This is a genomic window from Psychromonas sp. SP041, assembly GCF_000470315.2.
Classification (GTDB): domain Bacteria; phylum Pseudomonadota; class Gammaproteobacteria; order Enterobacterales; family Psychromonadaceae; genus Psychromonas.
On sequence record NZ_CBRF02000035.1, the window covers coordinates 27,933 to 50,282 of the forward strand.

Consider the following 22,350-nt stretch of genomic DNA (forward strand, 5'->3'; position numbering starts at 1 on the left):
TCAATAAATTGAAGATATAAAAATGGCAGCCTTGGCTGCCATTTAAAGAAAGTGTAAAAGACTACTTTTTAGCTTTCGCTTTTTTAGCCACTTTCTTTTTAGGGATGTCTTCTACCCATTTATTATCAATATATTTAGCAGTCCAACCCGTTGCTTTTTTATCAATTTCGGTCATAACATATTGTTCTTTATTTTTACGACTATAACGAACAACAGCGAGATTCCCTTCAGGATCTTTTTGAGGAGCATCAGCTAAGTAATAGAATTTTTCTGAAATTCTATCACGGAATTTAGCTAATTCGATCACTTTAGGCGCACGCGTTTCACGAGAACGCGGGAAAGTACTTGCTGCTAAAAAGATACCTGCAGCACCATCACGTAGAATGAAATAAGCATCGCTTTGTTCACACTCTAATTCAGGTAAATGCACTGCATCTTCTTTTGGCGGAGCAACTTCACCACTTCGTAATATCTTACGTGTGTTTTTACATTCTTCATTGGTGCAATCCATGTATTTACCAAAGCGGCCATCTTTAAGCTGCATATCAGTGCCACATTTATCACATTCAACAATCGGACCGTCGTAACCTTTGATTTTAAACTCACCAACTTCAACCGTATGACCATCACACAGTGGATTATTACCACAAACGTGTAGTTTACGTGTCTCGTCGATTAAGTAGCTATCCATTGCGGTGTCGCACTTAGGACAACGATGTTTCGCCATTAAAGCAGCCGTTTCAAGATCTTCAGAACTTAGAAGATCTTCAACTTCTTCACCATCAACTAAGTTAATCGTGGTTTTACAACGTTCTTTCGGTGGTAATGCATAACCAGAACACCCTAAGAAAACACCAGTACTCGCCGTACGAATGCCCATAGGACGATCACATGTTGGACAAGCTACTTCGTCAATAATAACAGGATCATTAAGACGCATTCCGCCATCTTCAACAGGTAATTCAGCTTGATCAAGTTGTGTTGTTAAATTCTTGTAGAATCTATCTAACTCTTTATGCCAATCCGCATTACCTTCTGCAATGGCATCTAACTTTTCTTCCATTGCTTTAGTAAAATCGTAACTCATTAAATCGGTGAAATTTTCAGTTAAACGGTCTGTCACGATTTCACCCATTTTAACTGCAAAGAAACGACGTTTATCGACTTTCACATAACCACGATCTTGAATGGTTGAAATAATACTTGCGTAAGTTGATGGTCGGCCAATACCTTGTTTTTCTAATTCTTTAACCAATGCAGCTTCAGAGAAACGGGCAGGTGGTTTAGTAAAGTGTTGTAGCGGCTCTAGTTCAACTAATGTTAATTCTTCACCCACTTTTAAATCAGGTAGATGAATTTCATCGGCTTTACTTTTTGTTACTGGCTGTGCTTTTGTCCAACCTGCGAAACGTAATGTACGTCCTTTAGCGCGAAGCTTGTAATCACCTGCTTCAATAACTAATGTTGATGAATCATATAACGCAGGTAGCATTTGACATGCTAGAAATTGGCGCCAAATAAGTTCATATAAACGTTTTGCATCTTTGTCTGTAACATCGATTAATTCAGCACGCTGTGAAACATCCGAAGGACGGATTGCTTCATGGGCTTCTTGAGCCCCTGCTTTACTACTGTATGACATTGCATTTTCTGGTAAATAATTACTACCAAATTCTTTTTCAATAAATTCACGCGCCGATGCCACAGCATCCTTACTTAAATTAGTTGAATCGGTACGCATGTAAGTAATGTAACCTGCTTCATACAAACGTTGAGCAAGCATCATGGTTTTCTTAACACCAAAACCCAAACGTGTACTCGCGGCTTGTTGCAAAGTTGAAGTGATAAATGGCGCACTTGCTTTACTGGTTGTTGGTTTATCTTCACGAGAATGCAGCTTATAAGTCGCATCTTTTAATGCTTCTACTGCAACTGATGTTTCTTGCTCATTAACAGGCGCAAAGGTTTTATCATTTTGTTTATAAACTTCTAAACGTAAAGAGGTTTTGTCTTGTGAGATAGTTTGAGCATGAAGGTCCCAAAACTCTACAGGGTTAAATGCTTTGATTAAACGTTCACGTTCAACCAACAATTTAACAGCCACAGACTGAACTCGGCCAGCAGATAAGCCTCGCGCTACTTTTTTCCAAAGTAATGGTGAAACCATAAAGCCAACTAATCGGTCCAAGAAACGACGTGTTTGTTGTGCATTGACACCATCGACATTTAATTCCGTAGGGTGTTTAAAAGCTTCTTGAATAGCAGTTTCTGTTATTTCGTTAAAGACCACACGTTGATATTTGCTGTGATCGCCACCTAAAATTTCTCTAAGGTGCCAAGCGATTGCTTCCCCCTCTCTATCCAAATCGGTTGCGAGATAGATAGTGGGAGCATCTTCAGCAAGTTTTAATAATTCATCAACAACTTTTTCTTTGCCGGGTAATATCTCGTAATTTGCAGCCCAGTTATTTTTCGGGTCTATACCCATTCGAGTAACTAACGCAGCTTGTGTTCTTTTTGCTGTTTCTTTTGCTTTTTGTGCGGGGGTTAAACCAGCTAAAGATTTTTTCTTTTTAGCATCGATAGATTTTTTAGCACTACCACTTGTTGGTAAATCACGTACGTGTCCAACACTTGATTTTACAATAAAATCTTTGCCTAAATATTTATTGATTGTTTTTGCTTTGGCAGGTGATTCTACGATAACCAGAGATTTGCTCATATTGCTTTAGTACCTAATAAATAGTCTGTTTCAGAAAGAATGTTAACTCGTCCAATGAATTTCTCTTTTTTATATAATCCAAAGTTTTAACTAATAGCAACCTATTTCTTTTATTTTTGGAAGATACAAATAAAAAGCCGACTCGTTAAAAGTCGGCTTTTTAACATATTTTAATGCATAACGTTATTTAAACATTCTTGATACATTCGTTTGCATTATAGTTAAAAAACTGGATTCTACAGACGAAGCGACACTTTTTCCTATTTTTTCAGCTAATTTTTTACTTTTTTGGTAACGAACTTGCACAATATGTCTAGAATCGAGCTGTTCTAGTAGATAATCATCACTTGTTTGAATTTTATCAACGAGTTCCAAATCTAACGCCTGTGAACCGTACCAGTGCTCACCGGTTGCAATTTTATCAATATTCAATTGTGGACGATGTTCGCTCACAAAATGTTTAAATAACTGATGTGTTTCTTCTAACTCTTGCTTGAATTTCTCACGACCCAAATCATCATTTTCACCAAACATAGTTAACGTTCGTTTGTATTGACCCGCAGTGAGTTGTTCAAACTCAACATCATGTTTTTTAAGTAATTTATTAAAATTAGGGATTTGAGCAATGACACCAATTGAACCAATAATAGAAAAAGGTGCGGCGATAACTTTGTCTGCAACACAAGCCATCATATAACCACCACTTGCCGCCACTTTATCAACTGAAATAGTAAGTGGAATATTTTTATCTTTTAAACGTTGTAATTGTGATGCTGCCAGTCCGTAGCCATGGACCATACCACCGCCACTTTCTAGGCGTACAAACACTTCATCTTTCTCAGATGCCACGCTTATGATAGCAGTGACTTCTTCACGTAATGACGCGACTTCTTTTGCGTCAATGCTTCCTTTGAAATCAACCACATAAAGTTGTGGTGAGTTTTCAGGTTGTGACGTTTTACCTGCAGATTTCTTTTCTTCTTTTTGCTTTATTTTAAGTGCTTTTTTATCTTCTTTTTGTTTTGCTTTTAACTGTGCAGAGGTTAATAATTGTTCTGATATAGATTTTTTTGTATCGTTAATTTGTTCGGATAAATCTGTTATTTCTAACTCACCTTTTTTGGCTTTTTGTTTACTGGTTAAAGCTATAATTGCAATTAAAATAGCAACAATAGTAATAACAAATGTAATAGCTTTGGCTAAAAATAGCCCGTACTGCAATAAATAATCCAAAATAAATCCTCTTTATATAATATATGCGCTTATCATGACAAAAAATGTCCCAACGTACAAAAGAGTTTGAGTGTTTTTTTTAAAAAAAAGTTATCATGCCACTTTTTACTGAGAAGAGACTATTAAATGGATTACATTGCACCTGATAATTTATTGGCAGATAAAACTATCCTGATCACTGGCGCAGGGGCTGGTATTGGCAAAGCACTCGCAATCAAATGTGCTGAATTGGGCGCGAATGTGATCCTATTAGGAAAAACAGTTAAGAAGCTAGAAGCTGTCTACGATCAAATTGAAGCATTAAATAAAAAATCTGCGGCTATTTTACCTGTAGACCTAAATGGTGCCACTGAAGAGCATTATCGTGATATGGCCGATACGATATTACGTGAATATGGAAAGTTAGATGGGTTGGTACATAATGCAAGCCACCTGGGTGTACTAAGTCCTTTCATACAAATTGAAAATACAATGTGGAATGAGGTGATGCAAACAAACCTTAACGCCGCATTTTTAATGACTAAACATTTAATTCCTGTGTTAGAAAAAGCTCAAAATGCCAGTACTATCTTTACTACGTCAAGTGTCGGTCTAAAAAGTCGAGCGTACTGGGGGCCATACAGCGTTTCTAAGTTCGCAACGGAAGGTATGATGCAATGCGTGGCTGATGAATATGAAAATAGCTCTCTGCGCTTTAATGCGATTAATCCGGGCGCAACTAAAACTGCAATGCGAGCAAGTGCCTACCCTGCTGAAGATGTCAGTTTACTTAAAACACCAGAACAAATTTTAGCGGTGTATTTATATTTATTAGGAAATGACAGCATTAAAGTAACAGGGCAACGATTCAACGCTCAGTGAGTCGACTATACTAGAATGAATCATTCTCATCCCCGACATGTTTTTTTGGTATTTTTTAGTGGCATGGGATTAAAGTAGTTACTTTTTGACAGACAAACAAAAAGGCAGCTAGGCTGCCTTATTTAGTAAATAAGAGAGTGCGACAAACTTTAGTGGTTACTTATATATTTTTAACCCTTCCTCAGGCCTTGTCTTAAATAATTTTAGCGTCCACATATATTGCGCTCTATTTTCATTGATCACCTTCTCGATCGCTGCATTCATTAAATCCGTATCTTGCTGTTCATCACCACTTGGAATCGCTTTTAAAGGCGCATGGCAAATCACATCAACTTTACCTGTTTTAGCGTTATAAGATGTATAAGTAGGAATAACCACGGCACGCCCTAATTTAGCTAAACGTCCAATTACTGGCAGTGTTGCTTTTTGAGTGGCATAAAATGGTGAGAAAAGACTGCTATCACGCCCATGATCTTCATCGGGTAAATAATAAAAATGTGCTTTATCTCGTAAACTCTTAATACAAGGTTTTAAACCTTCACTACGATGATAAAGTGTCCCTTTGTCATTTAATCGACTAAAACGCGTTCGGTAATTGGTAACAAACCAATCAAAAATTGGATTTTTATAATCATTGAACATGCTAGATAAAGGATAACCACGAGCAGAAATAGCAGCGACACCAGCAAAATCAACACCATAACAATGTGGCGCTAAAAAGATGATTGCTTGGCCTTCACTTTCTGCCTCTTTTACAAAGTGTTCTCCGATAAAATTAATACGTTTATATAAAAATGATTTACTTCTGAATGCAATTTCACCTAAGGAAAATGCTATTTGGGCAACTGAACGAAAGTTTTCACGCATCAGCGCATCTTTTTCGAGTTCAGTATATTCAGGAAAACATAAACCAATATTGATAAATGCAATTTTTTTACGTTTCTTCAAAAAATTTGCGTTATAGAGTTTATCTGCGAGCCATGCTGCAACTTTATCTCTTACAGAAACAGGAATGTAACTACAAATAAATAATAAAGCTAATAGTAACCAAGTCACCCAGTATTTTGGAAGAAAATGCTTTGCTTTAAGTGATGTATCGAAACGAGAGTTATATTGGGTCATAGTTAGACCTTTAAGAGCTTAGGATGATTGTATTATATATAGATATTTGGGTGGGTGGTAGACCTCCCAGCAAACTCTCGGCACTTGAATCACCTACTATGGCTGCTGCCTTCCGGCTCTGACCAGGTTAATAAGTTATCAATGCGAGAAACCAAGAGGCCTACCATTGTCACTGCATCAAGCCTTAACACTTGATGCGAGGAATTATACGTAAGCAGAAATATAATTCAATAGGTAAATGAGTAATATACGTCTAAGCGATTAAATAGTCAGCGATTTTAGTTAATATTATTCAATATTGTTGTTCGATATAAAAATAAATAACGTAATCGTTGTTAAAACAAACAAGTAATCTGAGTACAGTAATGTTTGGTTCCAAAGATGAGTAGAATTTAAATTGCTTTCATCTCATTCAAGGATTGAATTAATGAAATGTATTAATCAGAAAAAGAAAATAATTATTTACAACAAGGACCTTAAAATAAAGAATAGTTTATGAGCAAAACGGAGATATTAAAGCACGAAAAATGAAGATGTAATAATTGAAGAGCAAATGAGAAATAAAATTTAAAAAGAAAGGATGGTAGGAAACCACCCTTCTAAATTAAGGACAAATATTAAATTGCTATATTCAGACTAAAACTAGCACTAAATAATTCCTTTAATAATTCTATCTGCTTTAACTCTTTTTAAACGAGAGATAAGCTGTTTCACTTTGTCTGGATAAGTTTCCATATCATCTATGTCATGATAACTTTCAACCAACCGCGTGTGAGAAAGAATATTGGTTAATTCTTCATTAAACTGAGTAGATAATTGTTTTTCTGGATCGTCAATCAATAATCCATTTTCAAGATCTAAACGCCATGCTCTAGGGTTAAGGTTATGGCCTGTTAATAATGAAAAACGTTGGTCTGAATAAATACCTTTTAAATGGAAACTATTTGAATCATGTTTCCATAGATGTAACTTTAAGTGACCTTGCAAAATAGAAGTATGATGCTTCTTAGCAAAATTACGTAGGTTTACTTCATAAAGATAAGGTAAAGCGGAAATCGTTTTAAAGGGTTTATCTTCAGGAATATAAAAATCATTTGCGGTTTTATCGCCAACAACAATAGTAATATTAACTTTACGCTTTAACAGTGCTGAGATATCTCGAGATAATGCAGTGGGTAAATTAAAGTAAGGCGTAAATAAAATCAATTCTTTTTCGGTAGAGTGAAAGATAGCTCTAATCACTTTATTTAATAAGTTTTTCTTAGTACCGATTCCCGTAAGAGGTCTAACAGCCAAGCCATTGAATCCAATAGGGTCAAATCGATAGCCTGATAGTTTTAAGTTACGACTTAAGTTTTTATGTTCTTTTTTAAATTCATTGAACTTAGGTACAACAGGCGCATTGAGTTCTACAACTGCTTCACTATTGATAATAACTTGTTGAATGTAGTCAACCATTGAATCAGCTAACGCACTATCTGTTATTAACCAATAACGGTCAAATCGATATCGATCCTGCTGATGAAGGTAAATATTGTTAATACTTGCACCACTATAAAAGACAACATCATCAAAAATAAAACCTTTTAAATGCTGTACACCAAAAAGTTCTTTTCTTTTAACGGGCAAACCAATAATTTTAACGCCACGTCCTTTTAATGTAGCAACCTTCTGGTACCAAGTCGTATTAGTATCTCCGCCCTTTTCAGCACCAATTAAACCTCGTTGTGCACGATGAAAATCAATACAAACAGTAATATCCATTGAAGGGTGATTATTTTTTGCTTGATATAGCGCGTCTAAAACTTCTTCGCCTGCATCATCAGCTTCTAAATACAAAGCAGCAATATAGATACGTTTAGTGGCGGAATTGATCTGCTGAAATAACTCTGCTTTAAATGCCTTAGTCGTTAATAAGCATCTTACATTGTCTGCAGATATTGGAAGCTTTTTCAATTTTGTTAGAAATGAAAGGTTTTGATTAATTTTTTTACTCATAAATCTCTATCATATTTTACCAACTTCACTATTAAGTACTCTATTCGGATACAAGCTACGCTATAAAGTAAAGTATTGATATAGCAGTTATCTTCAAATAATTGAACGGACAACTACGTTAGCATTTATTTTTAGAAATAGTTAATCATTAACTATATAACAACTAAAAAGCAGTGAGTTTGATAACATTAAACCTAAGTGCATTAATGCACAAAGGTTTAATGATTTAACAACCAGAAGGTTAATTAGATAACTTTAGCTAAAGCATCACATAATGGTTGCATATTATTTTTAGTCATTCCTGCTACAGAGATACGACCAGAACCTACAATATAAACTGCAAATTCTTCTTTTAATCTATTTACTTGCTCAACCGTTAAACCAGAAAAAGAGAACATACCTAGTTGGCGACTAATGAAACTAAAGTCACCTTTTACACCTTTTTCTTTTAACGTTGCAACAAATAAATCACGCATTTCTTGGATACGATTACGCATCTCAGCAACTTCTTGAACCCATTGCTTATAAAGCTCTGAGTCATTTAAAATAGTTGTTACAATCGCAGCACCGTGTGATGGAGGGTTTGAGTAATTAGAACGGATACCCGCTTTAATTTGGCTAAATGCACTGTCTGCAATATCACTGTCTTCTGCAACAAGGGTAATACCACCAACACGTTCGTTGTATAAACCAAAGTTTTTAGAGAATGAGTTAGCAATCAACAATTCTTTGTTATGCTTAGCAAAAGTACGTAAACCTTGTGCATCTTCTTCCACGCCATGTCCAAAACCTTGGTATGCGAAGTCGAAGAAGGGAATTGCGCCTAATTCAGCAGTTAGTTTTGCTAGCACTTCCCATTGTTCTGCTGTTGGGTCAATACCCGTTGGGTTATGACAACAACCATGGAACAGCACCATATCACCAGCTTCAACAGATTGAAGCGAAGCAACCATTGCATCAAAATCTAAATCTTTAGTCTCTGCATCATAATAATCATACGCGACCACTTCTAAGCCAGATGTTTTGAATACATTACCGTGATTAGCCCAAGTTGGATTACTTACCCAAATCTTTTTAATGCCTAATTTGCTCACTGCAAAATCAGCACCCGTACGTAATGCACCAGTACCACCAGGTACTTGTGCTGTACGAGCACGCTTTGAAGTAATTATTTCAGCATTAGCACCGAATAATAATGTTTGAACAGCATCACCATAAGCTGCAATACCTTCGATGGTAAGGTAGCTTTTGGTCGTTTCTTCAGCAAGTAGACGTTTTTCAGCTTCTTTAACTGTCGCTAAAATTGGAGTTTGCCCCATTTCATTTTTATAGATACCAACACCTAAGTTGATTTTATCTGTGCGGACGTCTTTTTTAAATGCATCTGTTAAACCGAGGATTGGATCTGCAGGTGCCATACTTACTTGTTCAAACATACTTATTCCTTTATGAATAATGAAAAATACTTACGTTGATGCTTTTATACCATCCTCACTATTTCAAGCAATCAATTTAGTAACTATTCTGACAATTTGCTGTCTAATTCAGCGATTTTAGCTTTCCAAATAGCCGGACCTTGTTCGTGAACGTTATTTCCTTGGCTATCAACAGCGACAGTTACAGGCATATCTTCTACATCAAATTCGTAAATAGCTTCCATTCCTAAGTCTGAAAATGCAACTACACGTGATTTTTTAATCGCTTTAGCGACTAAATAAGCAGCGCCACCTACAGCCATTAAATATACTGATTTGTGTTTAGCAATTGAATCAACTGTATTTTGACCACGTTCAGATTTACCGATCATGCCTAATAAACCTGTTTCTTCTAACATAAAGTCAGTAAATTTATCCATACGGGTTGCCGTTGTTGGACCAGCAGGACCCACTACTTCATCACGCACTGCATCAACAGGACCTACGTAATAAATGAAGCGACCTTTAAAGTCGACACCTTCAGGTAAACCTTTGCCACTTGTGATCAATTCTTGAATACGTTTATGAGCAGCATCACGACCTGTTAAAATTTTCCCTGAAAGTAAAATCGTATCACCACTTTTCCATTCGCTCATATCAGCTTTAGATAAGTCATTGACGTTAACACGTCTCACATTTTCACCCACTTCACGTGTTATTTCTGGCCACTGGTCTAGTGATGGTGGAGTTAAAACGGCTTCGCCTGAGCCATCTAAGGTGAAATGAGCATGTCTTGTTGCGGCACAGTTAGGGATCATAACGACAGGCTTTGATGCCGCATGAGTAGGACAACTTTTTATTTTAATGTCTAATACTGTTGTTAAACCACCTAGGCCTTGCGCTCCAATACCTAAGTTATTAACTCGTTTGAAGATCTCTAAACGTAACTTTTCATCGGTATCCAATGATTCTGGGTCTGCTTTTGCTTTAGCTTGTAGATCAAAAATATCAACAGGCTCCATTAATGACTCTTTTGCCATTACAGCTGCTTTTTCAGCCGTGCCGCCAATGCCTATTCCTAACATACCTGGTGGACACCAACCTGCTCCCATTGACGGTACTGTTTTCTCTATCCAATCTTCAATAGAGTCAGATGGGTTTAACATCGCCATTTTAGATTTATTTTCAGAGCCGCCGCCTTTTGCTGCGACCATCACTTCAACTTTATTACCTTTTACCATTTCAACATGTACAACTGATGGCGTATTGTCTTTAGTATTTTTACGCGCACCGGCAGGATCTGCAACAATAGAAGCACGTAGCGGATTAGATTGATCGTTATAAGCTTGGCGAACCCCTTCATCAACTAACTCTTGTACTGTTAATTCTGAATCAAAACTGACTTTCATTCCGATTTTAACGAATACCGTCACAATCCCAGTATCTTGGCAAATTGGACGCTTGCCTTCAGCAGACATACGAGAGTTAATGAGTATTTGAGCAATCGCATCTTTTGCGGCAGGATTTTGCTCTGCTTGGTAAGCTTTATCCATTGCTTGGATAAAATCCAGTGGGTGATAATATGAAATGAATTGCAGTGAGTTCTTAACGCTATTAATAAAATCCAGCTCTTTAATGACTGTCATCAGTCGCTCCCAGTAAATAGTAAACAGTTTTTGTAAAACAATGGTAATATTGTTGGCCTTATCCGCCTAATTTTTTGTTACAAAAATGTTGCCTAAATACGAAAAAATGACTTATAAATCAGCTAATACACTCATAAAACCATTGTTTTTCTCTGAAAAGATAATCACTATCATTAAGGGGGAATTATCCTGTTTAAATTGGTCTGTGTTTTTAGAATCAGGAAGTTCAGAACATATTGATAGTAATTGGTCTATTTTTAGCGCACAACCTATCGCGACGCTAACCGATGTGAATCAACGTACTTCATTCCATGATTTAACTAATAATACAACGCACGAGATGGGACGAGATCCTTTAGCTGCTCAATTACAAATTAGACAACAATTATTTCATGAAGAAACAACCACTGATTTTCCATTTACGGGTGGTGTGATTGCCGCTTACCATTATGAAATGGGTGAGCTGTTTGAACGTGTTAATAAAGACCAACAAAACGCAGGCTTAAATTTAGGTCCCTATCACTGTGGTTTTTATGATTGGGCTATTTTATATAACCTCAAACAAAAACAATATTACTTATTGCAACAAAGCACTAAGAACATAGAACAAGATGTCGCTGAACGATGGCAACAACGTCATCAATGGCTTGAAAATTTATCATTTAACGCACCCACTAATCTTGTCTCATTTAGTTTATCTGAACAATGGCAATCTAATTACAGTGAACAAGAATACAAACAGTCTTTTAACAAAATTCAAGAGTACATTTTAAGTGGGGATTGTTATCAGGTTAATTTAGCTCAACGTTTTCAAGCCGTTTATCAAGGTAATGAATACCAAGCTTATTTAGCATTATTAACAGAAAATAAAGCCCCCTTTGCCGCATTTATACGTTTACCAGGCCAAGTGATCATTTCGGTATCACCTGAGCGTTTCTTATTATTAAACGGTAACCAAGTACAAACAAAACCTATTAAAGGTACGATGCCACGTAGTCAAAATAGTGAACAAGACTTAGCGAATAAACAACAATTGTTACACTCTGAGAAAGATCAAGCAGAGAACTTGATGATTGTAGATTTATTACGAAATGATATTGGTCGCGTATGTAAACCAGGGTCTGTTTCAGTCCCTAGCTTATTTAATATTGAAAGCTTCCCAGCTGTGCACCATTTAGTCAGTACAGTAACAGGGCAACTCGATGCACAATACTCTTGTGAAGATTTACTCAGAGCATGCTTCCCCGGTGGCTCAATTACTGGTGCACCTAAAATTCGTTCAATGGAAATAATTTCTGAACTTGAAAAATTTCAACGGGAAATTTATTGCGGTAGCATCGCTTATATAAATGGTAACGGAGACATGGACAGTAGTATTACTATTCGCACATTAGTCTGTCATCACCATCAAATATACTGTTGGGCAGGTGGCGGTATTGTTGCCGACTCAAATGCTGAAAGTGAGTATCAAGAATGTTTTGATAAAATCAGTAAAATCCTTCCCATACTGAGTAAGCTTTAATAAATAAACTCACCATTACCCCCTTAAATCTCTTTAAATGCACTTTCTTTGAAATACAAAAAAGCCCACGAAAGTGGGCTAAATTTAATGATGTACATACAATTCAAGAATAACAGTAGAGATTATTGAATATACAACCTACCTGGTTGGCAATTCGATATCTTCAAATAACTTATTAACTTCGGCTGTATATTTTAATTGGATCGCTTTCTCAACTAATGGACGAGTTAAATGAGGAGCAAACCTCACCATGAAGTCATACATATAATCTCGTAGGAAAGAACCTTTTCTAAAGCCAATACTGGTTAAGCTAGATTTAAAAATATGACTCGCATCGAGCACGCAGAAATCATCATCTTCATTAATCGCCATTGTTGCAATAACGCCGACACCAAGTCCTAAACGTACATAGGTTTTTATTACGTCAGCATCCGTTGCTGTAAACACGACATTTGGTTTATAGCCAGCAGCATTAAATGCTTCGTCTAATTCTGAGCGTCCGGTAAAACCAAATATATAAGTAACAATAGGATGCTGCGCGATATCATCAATAGTGAGTTTTTTAATATTAGCTAAAGGGTGATCCTTTGGCACAATCACTGAACGATTCCAATGATAACAAGGCAACATAATGAGATCTTGGTAAAGGTGTAAAGCTTCTGTCGCAATCGCAAAGTCTGTTTTGCCTTTCACAACCGACTCACTAATTTGTGTCGGTGTACCTTGGTGCATATGCAGTGACACTTTTGGATAACGTTTAATAAAACCTTTAATCACTTCAGGTAACGCATATCGTGCTTGTGTATGAGTCGTTGCAATATTCAACTTACCTTGATCAGGCATTGTGTATTGATTGGCCACCGCTTTAATACTTTCAACTTTACCCAATATTTCAGTTGAATAACGTATAATTTCTTGGCCAGCTGGCGTTACCTTAGTAAGGTGTTTACCACTACGTTCGAATATTTGAATGCCCAGTTCGTCTTCTAACATACGAACTTGTTTACTGATGCCTGGTTGCGAGGTAAATAAATTTTCAGCAGTCGCTGATACATTTAAGTTATGATTTAATACTTCGACAATATAGCGTAATTGTTGCAATTTCATAATGTTATCAGCTCATGTTTAGTTAGTGCTTATTCCATTTAATTCTATCAGACTTCTACTATTAACAAAGCCCTACTTTTGTATTGTGTATTATTAGTTCTATATTAATAACAGTGTTATTTATCTATAGAAGCAATTTATAGTAGATTACTCTTTACTTAATAAACAATAAAAATTACCTAAGAACCAATAACAAGTTACTTTTAATACTTAATATTGAAATGTTATTTCCTTTTATAAGTCGGTGAAATTATGAAAAATATGAATAATGAACAGCTTGATTTCAGTACAATATTAGCGACAAGCATACATGATATGAAAAACTCACTTGCGATGGTATTACAGTCCATTGAAGACCTTGATTTAGCAGATAACTTAACGACTCGACAACACAAATCAGTGTCTAATTTACATTATCAAACATCGCGTATTAATAGCACTTTAATGCAGCTATTAGCACTTTACCGTGATGAAAAAAAACAATTACCTATCTTTATAGAAGAAAATTCAGTAAATGAGTTATTAATCGATATATTGGAGCGTAATCGATTATATTTGAATAGCCATCATATTAAGGTAACCATTGATGTTGAAAAAAGTTTACATGGTTATTATGATGTTGATTTAATAAGTTACTTGATCGGTGATATATTTATTAATGCATTACGTCATGCTAAAAGCTTTGTTAACATTTCTGCACACTACGACACTCCCTTTTTAATATTCAAAATAGAAGATGATGGTGAAGGTTACCCCCACTACATGATGAATGTAAATGACCAAGATGAGTACTCTACTTTTAATGCAAATAAAGGGCGCAGTGGTTTAGGACTTTTATTCGCTAAAAAAATTGCTGCAGCACACCAATTAAAGCAACTAAAAGGTAATATCAGTCTCACTAATAAACCAGATAATAGTGGCAGTATATTCACTTTACAGTTACCTTAGTGTTACAAAATCCGTATAAGTATTAATATAATGTACTTTTTTCTATTATTTACATAAAGAGTTTATATCTTGTACCCATTAATAATTTCTTTAGTCGCTTTATTGCTTATCGTCATGATTGGTTACAATATCATTCAGCAATATAAACAAAAAGTAGAGACAGAGCGCCGTATTAGTGTGGCGAAACAGCATGCAGTGATTTCCGAAGTCGATGAGCTCTTATTATTTGCAACGAAAATTCCATTTACTAAAATATTGTTACTTATTCTCAAGAATAGAATACGCAATGCATTGTTTATTATGGTGAATATGTCTCCTCACACAGCAAGTTATAAAGAACACTTTGCAGATACAGAAGCGCAAATAAAACAGATAAAAGATAATTATGTTCCTCCTTCTGAAAATTCCTTTCAATTTCCTACCAATGATAAAGAAGCAGTGACGTTAGTGAAGGCGACCAAAAAAATAAGAGCCGTTTTACGTTCAGAACACGCAAAAGGGAAAATAAACACGAATATTTTTGTATCTGAGAATCGTCATTTAGAAATAATACAATTAAAGATAAATTTAGAAACAAGTATTAAGCGTATTATTCAAGCTAAGTCGATGAAAGAATATAGCACTGCCAAACAAATGATCGACAAACTATTGAAAATATTAGATTCAATCCCCGATAAAGACAATGAGCTATTGCAGAAACATCAACTGCTCGTTAACCATCAAAATGATGTTAGCTCTCACTTATCTGATAATAGATCGACATCAAATGATAATAACCACGAAAAAAACAGGTTATTGAAAGAAAATGCAAAACAAAAAGATATAGAAATGTTATTTGGTGATAAACAAAAGTGGTAACAGGCATTTTACTTAATACATATTTCTTTTAACAAACTAATCAAACTTGATATAAATCAATACCTTTAATATCGCCTCACCTATTATGAATAATTATAAATTATTGGGGCGATTGTCATGCATCAAATCACATCCGAACAACAACAACTTTTACAACAAAATCTATTAGCTGAATTTATGCAGTTAAAAGAAAAGGTAAAAGTGAGATTAACAGCGTCTTCTAAACAATATCTTAACGATTTAGTTAAAGATGTAGACACAATGAATGCAGACACGTTAATTGATAGCTTAATACACAGTGAAAGTCATTCATTGAACCTGTACAAAACACAAATACAAAATATCGATGCCGCATTACAAGGGATTGAACTGGGTTTATATGGATTATGTTCAGATTGCGAAGTGGAAATTGAGATAGAAGAACTATTTAAATGCCCAACGAAACAACGCTGCACTGCTTGTGAAATAAAATATCAACAACAAAAAGTAAAAGGTTATAAGTTATAAAGCGCATTTTATTGTTAACTTTATAGGGAGGTATGTGATAAATTGCCCTCCTTTAACTTTAACTAGAGCAGACATTTTGACCGATAACATTTCCCCTTCAACTTCAAACGATGTCTCTAGTGCTATAAATTCTATTAGTGAGAAAACTATTCCTTTAACAGTACAGCAATGCACAACACATTTTGAGCAATATTTAACGGCCTATCAAAAGCCTAAAAGCGCAGAACTAACGTTATTATTTCCAGATGCAGTCTCAGTGGTATCTCGTTATTTAAAACTACCAACTCCGCTACTGTTAGTGAATAGTCGTCATTGGTTAAGTGCACAAAAAATGCTTGAGCAAACGATCGCAGATACTTTACCGACAGGTTATTTATTAAGTTATAACCAAGAAAGTTTGTTTGGTCGATTGTCATTAGGGAGTGATGGGCAGTTAGACTTCGCCGATGGATACTTAACGCAATACAACCAAGGTGTTTTAGTTCTAAATATAAGCCCGCTATTAGTTGAACCTGGTTTATGGTTTAAATTGAAATCTGTTTTGCAACGTGGTCATTTACAAGCTAGCGATGCGGTTAATGCAGAAAAAATAAAACAAGTATTGCCCGATCTGACTAAACAGATAATTAATACAAAAATAATATTAGTCGCTAATCGATTACAGCTTGAAGAGTTAATTCAAATTGACCCTGAATACTCACAAGTTTCTTCTTTATTTTGTGAATTAGCGAGTCAAGTACCCGTGTCACAACCATCTATTGATGCGATCGTGAGTTATTGTCATAGCCTGACAGATCAACTTGGATTAGATAATTTAGACAATGATGCTTTATCAACTCTATTAAATTTTTTAGCAACTGAATGCCAACATCAAAATCAACTGTTATTTTCACCAGAATCCATTCTGCATACTCTACAATATGCGAATTTATTCAGTGATAATAAACAAATTAGTCAACAAGATTTGAACGCTTACTTTGATGAAGTAGATCAAGCACAATCATTAGCACGAAAATACAGTGAACAATCTTTGATTGAAGGCCAAGTAAACCTGCAATTAACCGGTGAGAACATAGGTCAAATTAATGGATTATCTGTTGTAGAACTTTTAGGTTACCCGTGTGAATTTGGTGAGGTATTTAGAATATCTGCCAGTGATATGATTGGTGACGGTGAAATTATCGACGTCGAGCGAAAAGTTGAATTGGCAGGTAATATTCATGCTAAAAGTACCCTCATCGTACAAGGCTATTTAAATCACTTCTTTAGTCATATTAGTGCGTTTCCTTATTCTTGTAATTTAGTCTTTGAACAGTCTTATCAAGAAAGTGATGGTGATAGTGCTTCGTTAGCTATTTTAATTGCAGCAAGCTCTTGCTATTCACAATTCCCTGTTAAACAAAACATATTTGTTACAGGATCGCTTGATCAACATGGTAATGTATTGGCCATTGGTGGCATTAATCAAAAAATAGAGTCTGTAACGCGTTTGTTTGAGTTAGGTTTAATTACTGACACAGTATTAATTGTCATGCCTAAAGCAAACCAAATTAATTTAACACTTAATTCAAATACGTTAGCTTTAATTGAAGCAGGTAAAATCGAAATACATACTATTTCTCATTGCCATCAAGCTTACCCATTATTATTAGATAAAACCTTTGATGAAGTTATCAAAGCAATTAACTTACGAATCGATATTGCCGCTAAAGAAGAAATGGAAGAAAGTGCGAGTAGTTTATTCTCTAGAATAAAATATTCTATTTTTCATTAGTTTATAAAAGTAAAAACAACCAAGAAATTGATTATTCTTGATTGTTTACACGCGCTCATATACAGTGTGGCGCTCATTATTTCGTGGTATTAAGTTTTATGTGTATTTTAATACCTCACCTTATCAATTATTTTAAGAAAAGTGATTATGACTAAAATCGTATCCCAAAAAGAGTTGGGTAAAAACTCTTACAATAAAGAAGAATTAATCAAATGTGGTCAAGGTGAGCTATTTGGTGAAGGCAACTGTCAATTACCAATAGACAAAATGCTTATGTTAGATCGTATTATCAGTATTACTGAAAATGGTGGCGAACACGGTAAAGGCGAGCTAATCGCTGAACTGGATATCGACAAAGCATTATGGTTTTTCCAATGCCACTTTCCAAACGATCCAGTAATGCCTGGTTGTTTAGGACTAGATGCAATGTGGCAATTAGTGGGTTTCTTCCTAGGTTGGAGTGGCGGTCCTGGTAAAGGTCGTGCGCTAGGTGTAGGTAATGTTAAATTCACAGGTCAAGTTTTACCAACAGCTAAAAAAGTAACTTACCGCATTACAATGAAACGTTTAATTATGCGTAAATTAGTAATGGGTATTGCTGATGGTGTTGTAGAAGTAGATGGTAAAGTTATCTATGCAGCAGAAGATTTAAAAGTTGGTCTATTCGTGGACACATCAAGCTTTTAAATTGAAAGACTGATTATTATTTTTAAAGCACTGATTATGTTTGTAATCGGTGCTTTTTTTTATCTATTATTTATGTGAGTTTGATACACTGATTTATATATACCCGTTACCGTTCAAGGTGTTTTGTTCAGGCGTTAGCTTGAACTCTAAATCAAGGCGCAACATGATGACAATGACGAGTCTTTATCGAAGGTGGCAACGCAGAGTTAGTTTTCAGCTAACGGCCCAGAAGGAAAATGGTGAAGTAAACAACTTCGTTGTTAGAAAGTGTCGATTTAACTCGTTAGATCTTCCTCTTTCTGCCTAGCATCTGTTCATTTCAGAATCGCTGAATATTGCATCTTGAATGATAACGGGTAAATAAAGTTACCATGTCTAAATTATATTAAATAAGTGTTCTACATTTTATGCAGGAAAATGACTTAGTTTAAGCTGTAAGCTAAAGACTTTCGACGATTAGCTTCGTTAATCGTCTGTCGGAGAGTTAACTAAAAAAGGTTAATTCTTTAATGCTTGTTCCCTTTTACTAAACTTATAATCAAGAAATAAGTTGTTTTAACAAGTAAAATAGATCAGTTAATGAGTGTAATTATATAACCACTTGAATCAAATAGGTAACTCATATGTTGAGCTAGCTATTTCACTATTGAATTTTTATTGTCTCACAAGGACCGAGTATGGCTTTCTTATTTAATTTCATTAAACAATTGTTTATTAAGGGTTTTAAATTTATTAACTTTATCCGTTTGTTCATTCTTAATGGCTTATTCTTAATAATACTCTTAATTATTTTTATCTCCTTTCGAACACAAGAAGACCCCATCAAAGTCGCAGATAATTCATATCTTCGTTTAGATTTAAATGGATATATTGTAGAAAAAAAACAGCCAATTAATATTTCGCAAGAAATCTCAAAACAATTAGCTGGATTAGATCAAGAAATACCACAAGAATTCGAGGCACAAGAATTAATCAAAACAATTCGAAGTGCGAAACATGATACTAGAATCACTGGGTTAGTATTAGAATTAACAAATTTACAATCGGCAAGTCTTGATCAGCTTTCTGATATAGGAAAAGCAATTAATGAATTTAAAGCGGATGGTAAACCTGTATTTGCTTATGCAGATAATTATACTCAAACTCAATACTATTTAGCCGCTTATGCAGATCACATTACCTTGCCACCAAATGGTTTTGTGCTTTTACAAGGCTACTCGGTTAATCGATTATATTTTAAAGATCTACTCGACACGTTATTAGTAACACCACATATATTTAAAGTAGGCACTTATAAATCATTTGTTGAACCTTTCACTGAGACTAAAATGTCTCAATATAGTAAAGAAGCGAATCAACATTGGTTAGATCAGCTATGGGAAAGCTATATAACACGAGTCTTAGAGCAACGTAAGGACAATAAACTAATAACCGCTAATTCTATAAATCCTGATTTAGAGTCTCTTAAAGTGCAATTACAGGCGGTATCTGGCGACACAAGTGGATATGCACTTTCCGTTGGATTAGTTGATGAATTAGCTTTTTACGATGATTTTGTCACAAACTTAACACGCCTTGCCAAGGCGGAAGACGACACGGTTAATGTGATCGACTACAGCAGTTATCGCTCAACCCTATCTCCTTTATATAAAACAACAGGCGAAGAGAATCAAATAGCAGTGATACACGGCACCGGAGAAATCGTATCCGGATTTACTGATGGGACGACGATTGCAGATAAAAGCTTTAATGATTTGTTACAACAAGCGCGTAATGATAGTCGTGTTAAAGCGGTTGTGATACGTCTAGATACACCAGGAGGCAGCGCTTTTGCTTCTGAAAATATCAGGCAACAAGTACTTGCTCTAAAAATAGCAGGGAAAAAAGTGGTGGTATCAATGGGAGCAGTTACTGCTTCAGGTGGTTATTGGATAGCTTCTGCAGCAGATGAAATTATTGCATCACCAACAACTTTAACGGGCTCTATCGGTATATTTGGTATGTTTGCGACTATCGATAAATCACTTAATAAAATTGGTGTTCATCAAGATGGAGTATCAACGAGCCCTCTTTCAGGGTTTGGACTCACACAACCATTAAGCCCTGAACTGGCTGAGATCTTTCAAATAGGTATTGAAAATGGATATGCTAACTTCTTAAAAGTGGTATCAAAAGGACGTGACATGTCAGTAGAAGACGTTGATAAAGTCGCGCAAGGTCGCGTTTGGACAGGTGTAGACGGATTAGAAAATGGTTTAGTCGATCAGCTAGGAGATTTACAGTCTGCTATTAATACAGCAGCAAACTTAGCTGATTTAAGTGATTTTGATATTATATCTATCGAGCCTAAAGTATCTTCTAAACAAGCCATTTTTAATCAGATACTAACAAGCTCTATTACATTTCTCCCGAGTGGTGTTATTAAACAACCCTCATGGATATCCATATTTTCAGAATTAGAAGAACAAACAAACTTTATGACGAGACTGAATGACCCACAAAGTCGTTATGTATATTGTACCCAATGCTATATCGAATAGTGTTATATCGAAGAATGTAATATCGGATAGTTTTCTTTTAATTTATCTCCCACCCAACGTTATGCTAAATGACTCATGGGTGGGAAATATATCCCACATTATTATCAACATAAAACCTCTTTCAACCTGTCAGTTAATCCATCATAGTTAACTCTCTACCGTATTAACGCTTTATAAGACGCTAATAGATAACATCCGCTATTCATTCCCTATTTATGTTTTATACTAATCACAATAAATAGCTTATACCAATCTTGATAAATAAATGGTCTATTTAGGCGTTAGGAAAAATAGATGATAGCAAGGCGTTGATTGCAGTAACTAGTCTTCTCATTACAAAATTAACAACGAGCGAGGGTTCATTTTAACAAGTATCAATGACTGGATAATTACTGAGATTGGTATTATTTATTTTACTTGTTAAAACAGCCCACTTCCTCGTTGTAAATGTCGTAAAGGGAACAGCCATTAAAGCATTAACATCTTTTGGCTAATTCTCCGGTTAACGAAGTTAATCTTCGAAAGGCTCAATTTATGCCTTGAATTGAGCTGTTTTTCCAGCGAAAAATTTAGATAACATATTTAATTTAACCGGTATTAGAGATGAAAGACTAGACTTGTAAAATTTAACATTGATCCCCATTACTCGGTTATAGGATGTATTTTTATAGGGATATTCGACACAGTATGAATGAACATTTGATTAATAATAATTATAAAATATCGAGTCAATTATGAAACAACGCCTCTATGCATTACAACATTATACGGAAGCTGGTGATTTAAAAGCACCACCACTTTTATTGTATATTTTATTGTTTTTATCTAGAACTTGGATGCTTCTCATTATCTCAGTTGCATCACAACAAACAGGTAATAAGTTATTACAAGTATTCTATCCCGATAAAGTGCACTTTTATCTGGGTTTAATTATTGGCTTATTCCCGTTAATTATATTTTTAGTCTCAGGGCGTCGTCATGCTCAATCCAATTGGGCTTTAAAATGTTGGCCGTTTTGCTTTTATTTGCTCATTGCAGGAGTATTGGGAGACTTAGGCTTACAAGTCTATTACCTATATACAGAACACTTTATGTATTCCGTTACGGCATCAATCCAATTAGTGGTTGTTGCTTGGAGCTGTATTTACATACTTAAAAGTAAGCAATTAAGAGATTGCTTTAAATAGATAAACGGATACAAAAATGCCTCAACAATGTGATAATGCCGATCGGTTAAGGATCTAAGAAGAAAACTTGAACGATCTTGCAGATAGAACATAATTCCCACTCTTATTTAAGGTTGGGGATTTTTTTTGTTTAATCAAGAAATGGAATTGGTGTATGAATCATTTGAAAATAAAGATGCTTACGACAATGTATTAACAGCGATTGATTCTAAATGGATTGAAG

At 35.2% G+C, this 22,350-nt stretch carries 16 protein-coding genes and 1 other RNA gene; 9 read left to right on the forward strand and 8 right to left on the reverse strand.

The window, feature by feature from the left end; genetic code table 11:
- Window positions 1–61 precede the first annotated feature (61 nt).
- Both topA and sohB read right to left on the reverse strand, forming a co-directional pair.
- Window positions 62–2,722, reverse strand: coding sequence for a type I DNA topoisomerase (topA, locus tag SP041_RS16545; RefSeq protein WP_025566026.1), 2,661 nt, complete (start codon window positions 2,720–2,722; stop codon window positions 62–64).
- Between the two features lie 183 nt (window positions 2,723–2,905).
- Complete coding sequence (gene sohB / locus SP041_RS16550; RefSeq protein ID WP_025566027.1) at window positions 2,906–3,955, reverse strand: protease SohB; 1,050 nt, start codon at window positions 3,953–3,955, stop codon at window positions 2,906–2,908.
- A 126-nt stretch (window positions 3,956–4,081) separates the two neighbouring features.
- Between sohB and SP041_RS16555 the strand changes: the two genes are divergently transcribed.
- Entirely contained in the window at window positions 4,082–4,816 is a 735-nt protein-coding gene (locus SP041_RS16555; RefSeq protein WP_025566028.1) for a YciK family oxidoreductase, read from the forward strand.
- Window positions 4,817–4,972: 156 nt separating this feature from the next.
- Here the strand turns inward: SP041_RS16555 and SP041_RS16560 are convergent, their stop codons facing one another.
- The 5 genes from SP041_RS16560 to SP041_RS16580 form a co-directional block, all read right to left on the reverse strand.
- Window positions 4,973–5,938, reverse strand: coding sequence for a lauroyl-Kdo(2)-lipid IV(A) myristoyltransferase (locus SP041_RS16560; protein WP_137297939.1), 966 nt, complete (start codon window positions 5,936–5,938; stop codon window positions 4,973–4,975).
- A 61-nt stretch (window positions 5,939–5,999) separates the two neighbouring features.
- Window positions 6,000–6,095, reverse strand: an RNA gene (gene ffs, locus SP041_RS16565) — signal recognition particle sRNA small type.
- 491 nt (window positions 6,096–6,586) lie between these two features.
- A complete protein-coding gene (pssA, locus tag SP041_RS16570; protein WP_137297940.1) occupies window positions 6,587–7,936 on the reverse strand; it encodes a CDP-diacylglycerol--serine O-phosphatidyltransferase in 1,350 nt (449 codons plus the stop codon).
- A 245-nt stretch (window positions 7,937–8,181) separates the two neighbouring features.
- Complete coding sequence (locus tag SP041_RS16575) at window positions 8,182–9,372, reverse strand: amino acid aminotransferase (RefSeq protein ID WP_137297941.1); 1,191 nt, start codon at window positions 9,370–9,372, stop codon at window positions 8,182–8,184.
- Between the two features lie 83 nt (window positions 9,373–9,455).
- Window positions 9,456–10,997 (reverse strand): fumarate hydratase, encoded by a 1,542-nt coding sequence (locus tag SP041_RS16580; RefSeq protein WP_137297942.1) that lies wholly within the window; start codon window positions 10,995–10,997, stop codon window positions 9,456–9,458.
- Window positions 10,998–11,103: 106 nt separating this feature from the next.
- Here SP041_RS16580 and pabB point away from each other — a divergent pair, with 106 nt between their 5' ends.
- A complete protein-coding gene (pabB, locus tag SP041_RS16585; RefSeq protein ID WP_137297950.1) occupies window positions 11,104–12,519 on the forward strand; it encodes an aminodeoxychorismate synthase component I in 1,416 nt (471 codons plus the stop codon).
- 138 nt (window positions 12,520–12,657) lie between these two features.
- On the opposite strand, the gene cysB is transcribed toward pabB, so the two are convergent.
- Window positions 12,658–13,626 carry an HTH-type transcriptional regulator CysB gene (gene cysB / locus SP041_RS16590; RefSeq protein ID WP_137297943.1) on the reverse strand — a complete coding sequence of 323 codons (969 nt, stop codon included), beginning with the start codon at window positions 13,624–13,626 and terminating at the stop codon, window positions 12,658–12,660.
- A gap of 252 nt (window positions 13,627–13,878) precedes the next feature.
- On the opposite strand from cysB, the gene SP041_RS16595 reads away from it, so the two are divergent.
- From SP041_RS16595 to SP041_RS16625, 7 genes are all read left to right on the forward strand, one after another.
- Window positions 13,879–14,574 carry a HAMP domain-containing sensor histidine kinase gene (locus tag SP041_RS16595; RefSeq protein ID WP_240791488.1) on the forward strand — a complete coding sequence of 232 codons (696 nt, stop codon included), beginning with the start codon at window positions 13,879–13,881 and terminating at the stop codon, window positions 14,572–14,574.
- A 69-nt stretch (window positions 14,575–14,643) separates the two neighbouring features.
- Window positions 14,644–15,432, forward strand: a complete 789-nt coding sequence (locus SP041_RS16600; RefSeq protein ID WP_240791489.1) for a DNA repair ATPase — start codon at window positions 14,644–14,646, stop codon at window positions 15,430–15,432.
- 117 nt (window positions 15,433–15,549) lie between these two features.
- Window positions 15,550–15,939, forward strand: a complete 390-nt coding sequence (locus SP041_RS16605; RefSeq protein ID WP_137297945.1) for a TraR/DksA C4-type zinc finger protein — start codon at window positions 15,550–15,552, stop codon at window positions 15,937–15,939.
- A 76-nt stretch (window positions 15,940–16,015) separates the two neighbouring features.
- Window positions 16,016–17,713 carry an AAA family ATPase gene (locus SP041_RS16610; protein WP_137297946.1) on the forward strand — a complete coding sequence of 566 codons (1,698 nt, stop codon included), beginning with the start codon at window positions 16,016–16,018 and terminating at the stop codon, window positions 17,711–17,713.
- 147 nt (window positions 17,714–17,860) lie between these two features.
- A complete protein-coding gene (fabA, locus tag SP041_RS16615; RefSeq protein WP_137297947.1) occupies window positions 17,861–18,400 on the forward strand; it encodes a bifunctional 3-hydroxydecanoyl-ACP dehydratase/trans-2-decenoyl-ACP isomerase in 540 nt (179 codons plus the stop codon).
- Window positions 18,401–19,077: 677 nt separating this feature from the next.
- Complete coding sequence (sppA, locus tag SP041_RS16620; protein WP_137297948.1) at window positions 19,078–20,940, forward strand: signal peptide peptidase SppA; 1,863 nt, start codon at window positions 19,078–19,080, stop codon at window positions 20,938–20,940.
- Between the two features lie 734 nt (window positions 20,941–21,674).
- On the forward strand, window positions 21,675–22,127 hold the full coding sequence (locus SP041_RS16625) for a DUF2919 domain-containing protein (protein WP_137297949.1): 453 nt from the start codon (window positions 21,675–21,677) through the stop codon (window positions 22,125–22,127).
- Window positions 22,128–22,350 lie beyond the last annotated feature (223 nt).

Bases quoted from the DNA above. Each gene is read 5' to 3' on its own strand.
- SP041_RS16580 (WP_137297942.1), bottom strand. From the start codon at position 10,997: ATGACAGTCATTAAAGAGCTGGATTTTATTAATAGCGTTAAGAACTCA.
- sppA (WP_137297948.1), top strand. From the start codon at position 19,078: ATGGCTTTCTTATTTAATTTCATTAAACAATTGTTTATTAAGGGTTTT.
- SP041_RS16560 (WP_137297939.1), bottom strand. From the start codon at position 5,938: ATGACCCAATATAACTCTCGTTTCGATACATCACTTAAAGCAAAGCAT.
- topA (WP_025566026.1), bottom strand. From the start codon at position 2,722: ATGAGCAAATCTCTGGTTATCGTAGAATCACCTGCCAAAGCAAAAACA.
- SP041_RS16575 (WP_137297941.1), bottom strand. From the start codon at position 9,372: ATGTTTGAACAAGTAAGTATGGCACCTGCAGATCCAATCCTCGGTTTA.
- pssA (WP_137297940.1), bottom strand. From the start codon at position 7,936: ATGAGTAAAAAAATTAATCAAAACCTTTCATTTCTAACAAAATTGAAA.
- fabA (WP_137297947.1), top strand. From the start codon at position 17,861: ATGACTAAAATCGTATCCCAAAAAGAGTTGGGTAAAAACTCTTACAAT.
- cysB (WP_137297943.1), bottom strand. From the start codon at position 13,626: ATGAAATTGCAACAATTACGCTATATTGTCGAAGTATTAAATCATAAC.
- pabB (WP_137297950.1), top strand. From the start codon at position 11,104: ATGACTTATAAATCAGCTAATACACTCATAAAACCATTGTTTTTCTCT.
- SP041_RS16595 (WP_240791488.1), top strand. From the start codon at position 13,879: ATGAAAAATATGAATAATGAACAGCTTGATTTCAGTACAATATTAGCG.
- SP041_RS16625 (WP_137297949.1), top strand. From the start codon at position 21,675: ATGAAACAACGCCTCTATGCATTACAACATTATACGGAAGCTGGTGAT.
- SP041_RS16605 (WP_137297945.1), top strand. From the start codon at position 15,550: ATGCATCAAATCACATCCGAACAACAACAACTTTTACAACAAAATCTA.
- SP041_RS16555 (WP_025566028.1), top strand. From the start codon at position 4,082: ATGGATTACATTGCACCTGATAATTTATTGGCAGATAAAACTATCCTG.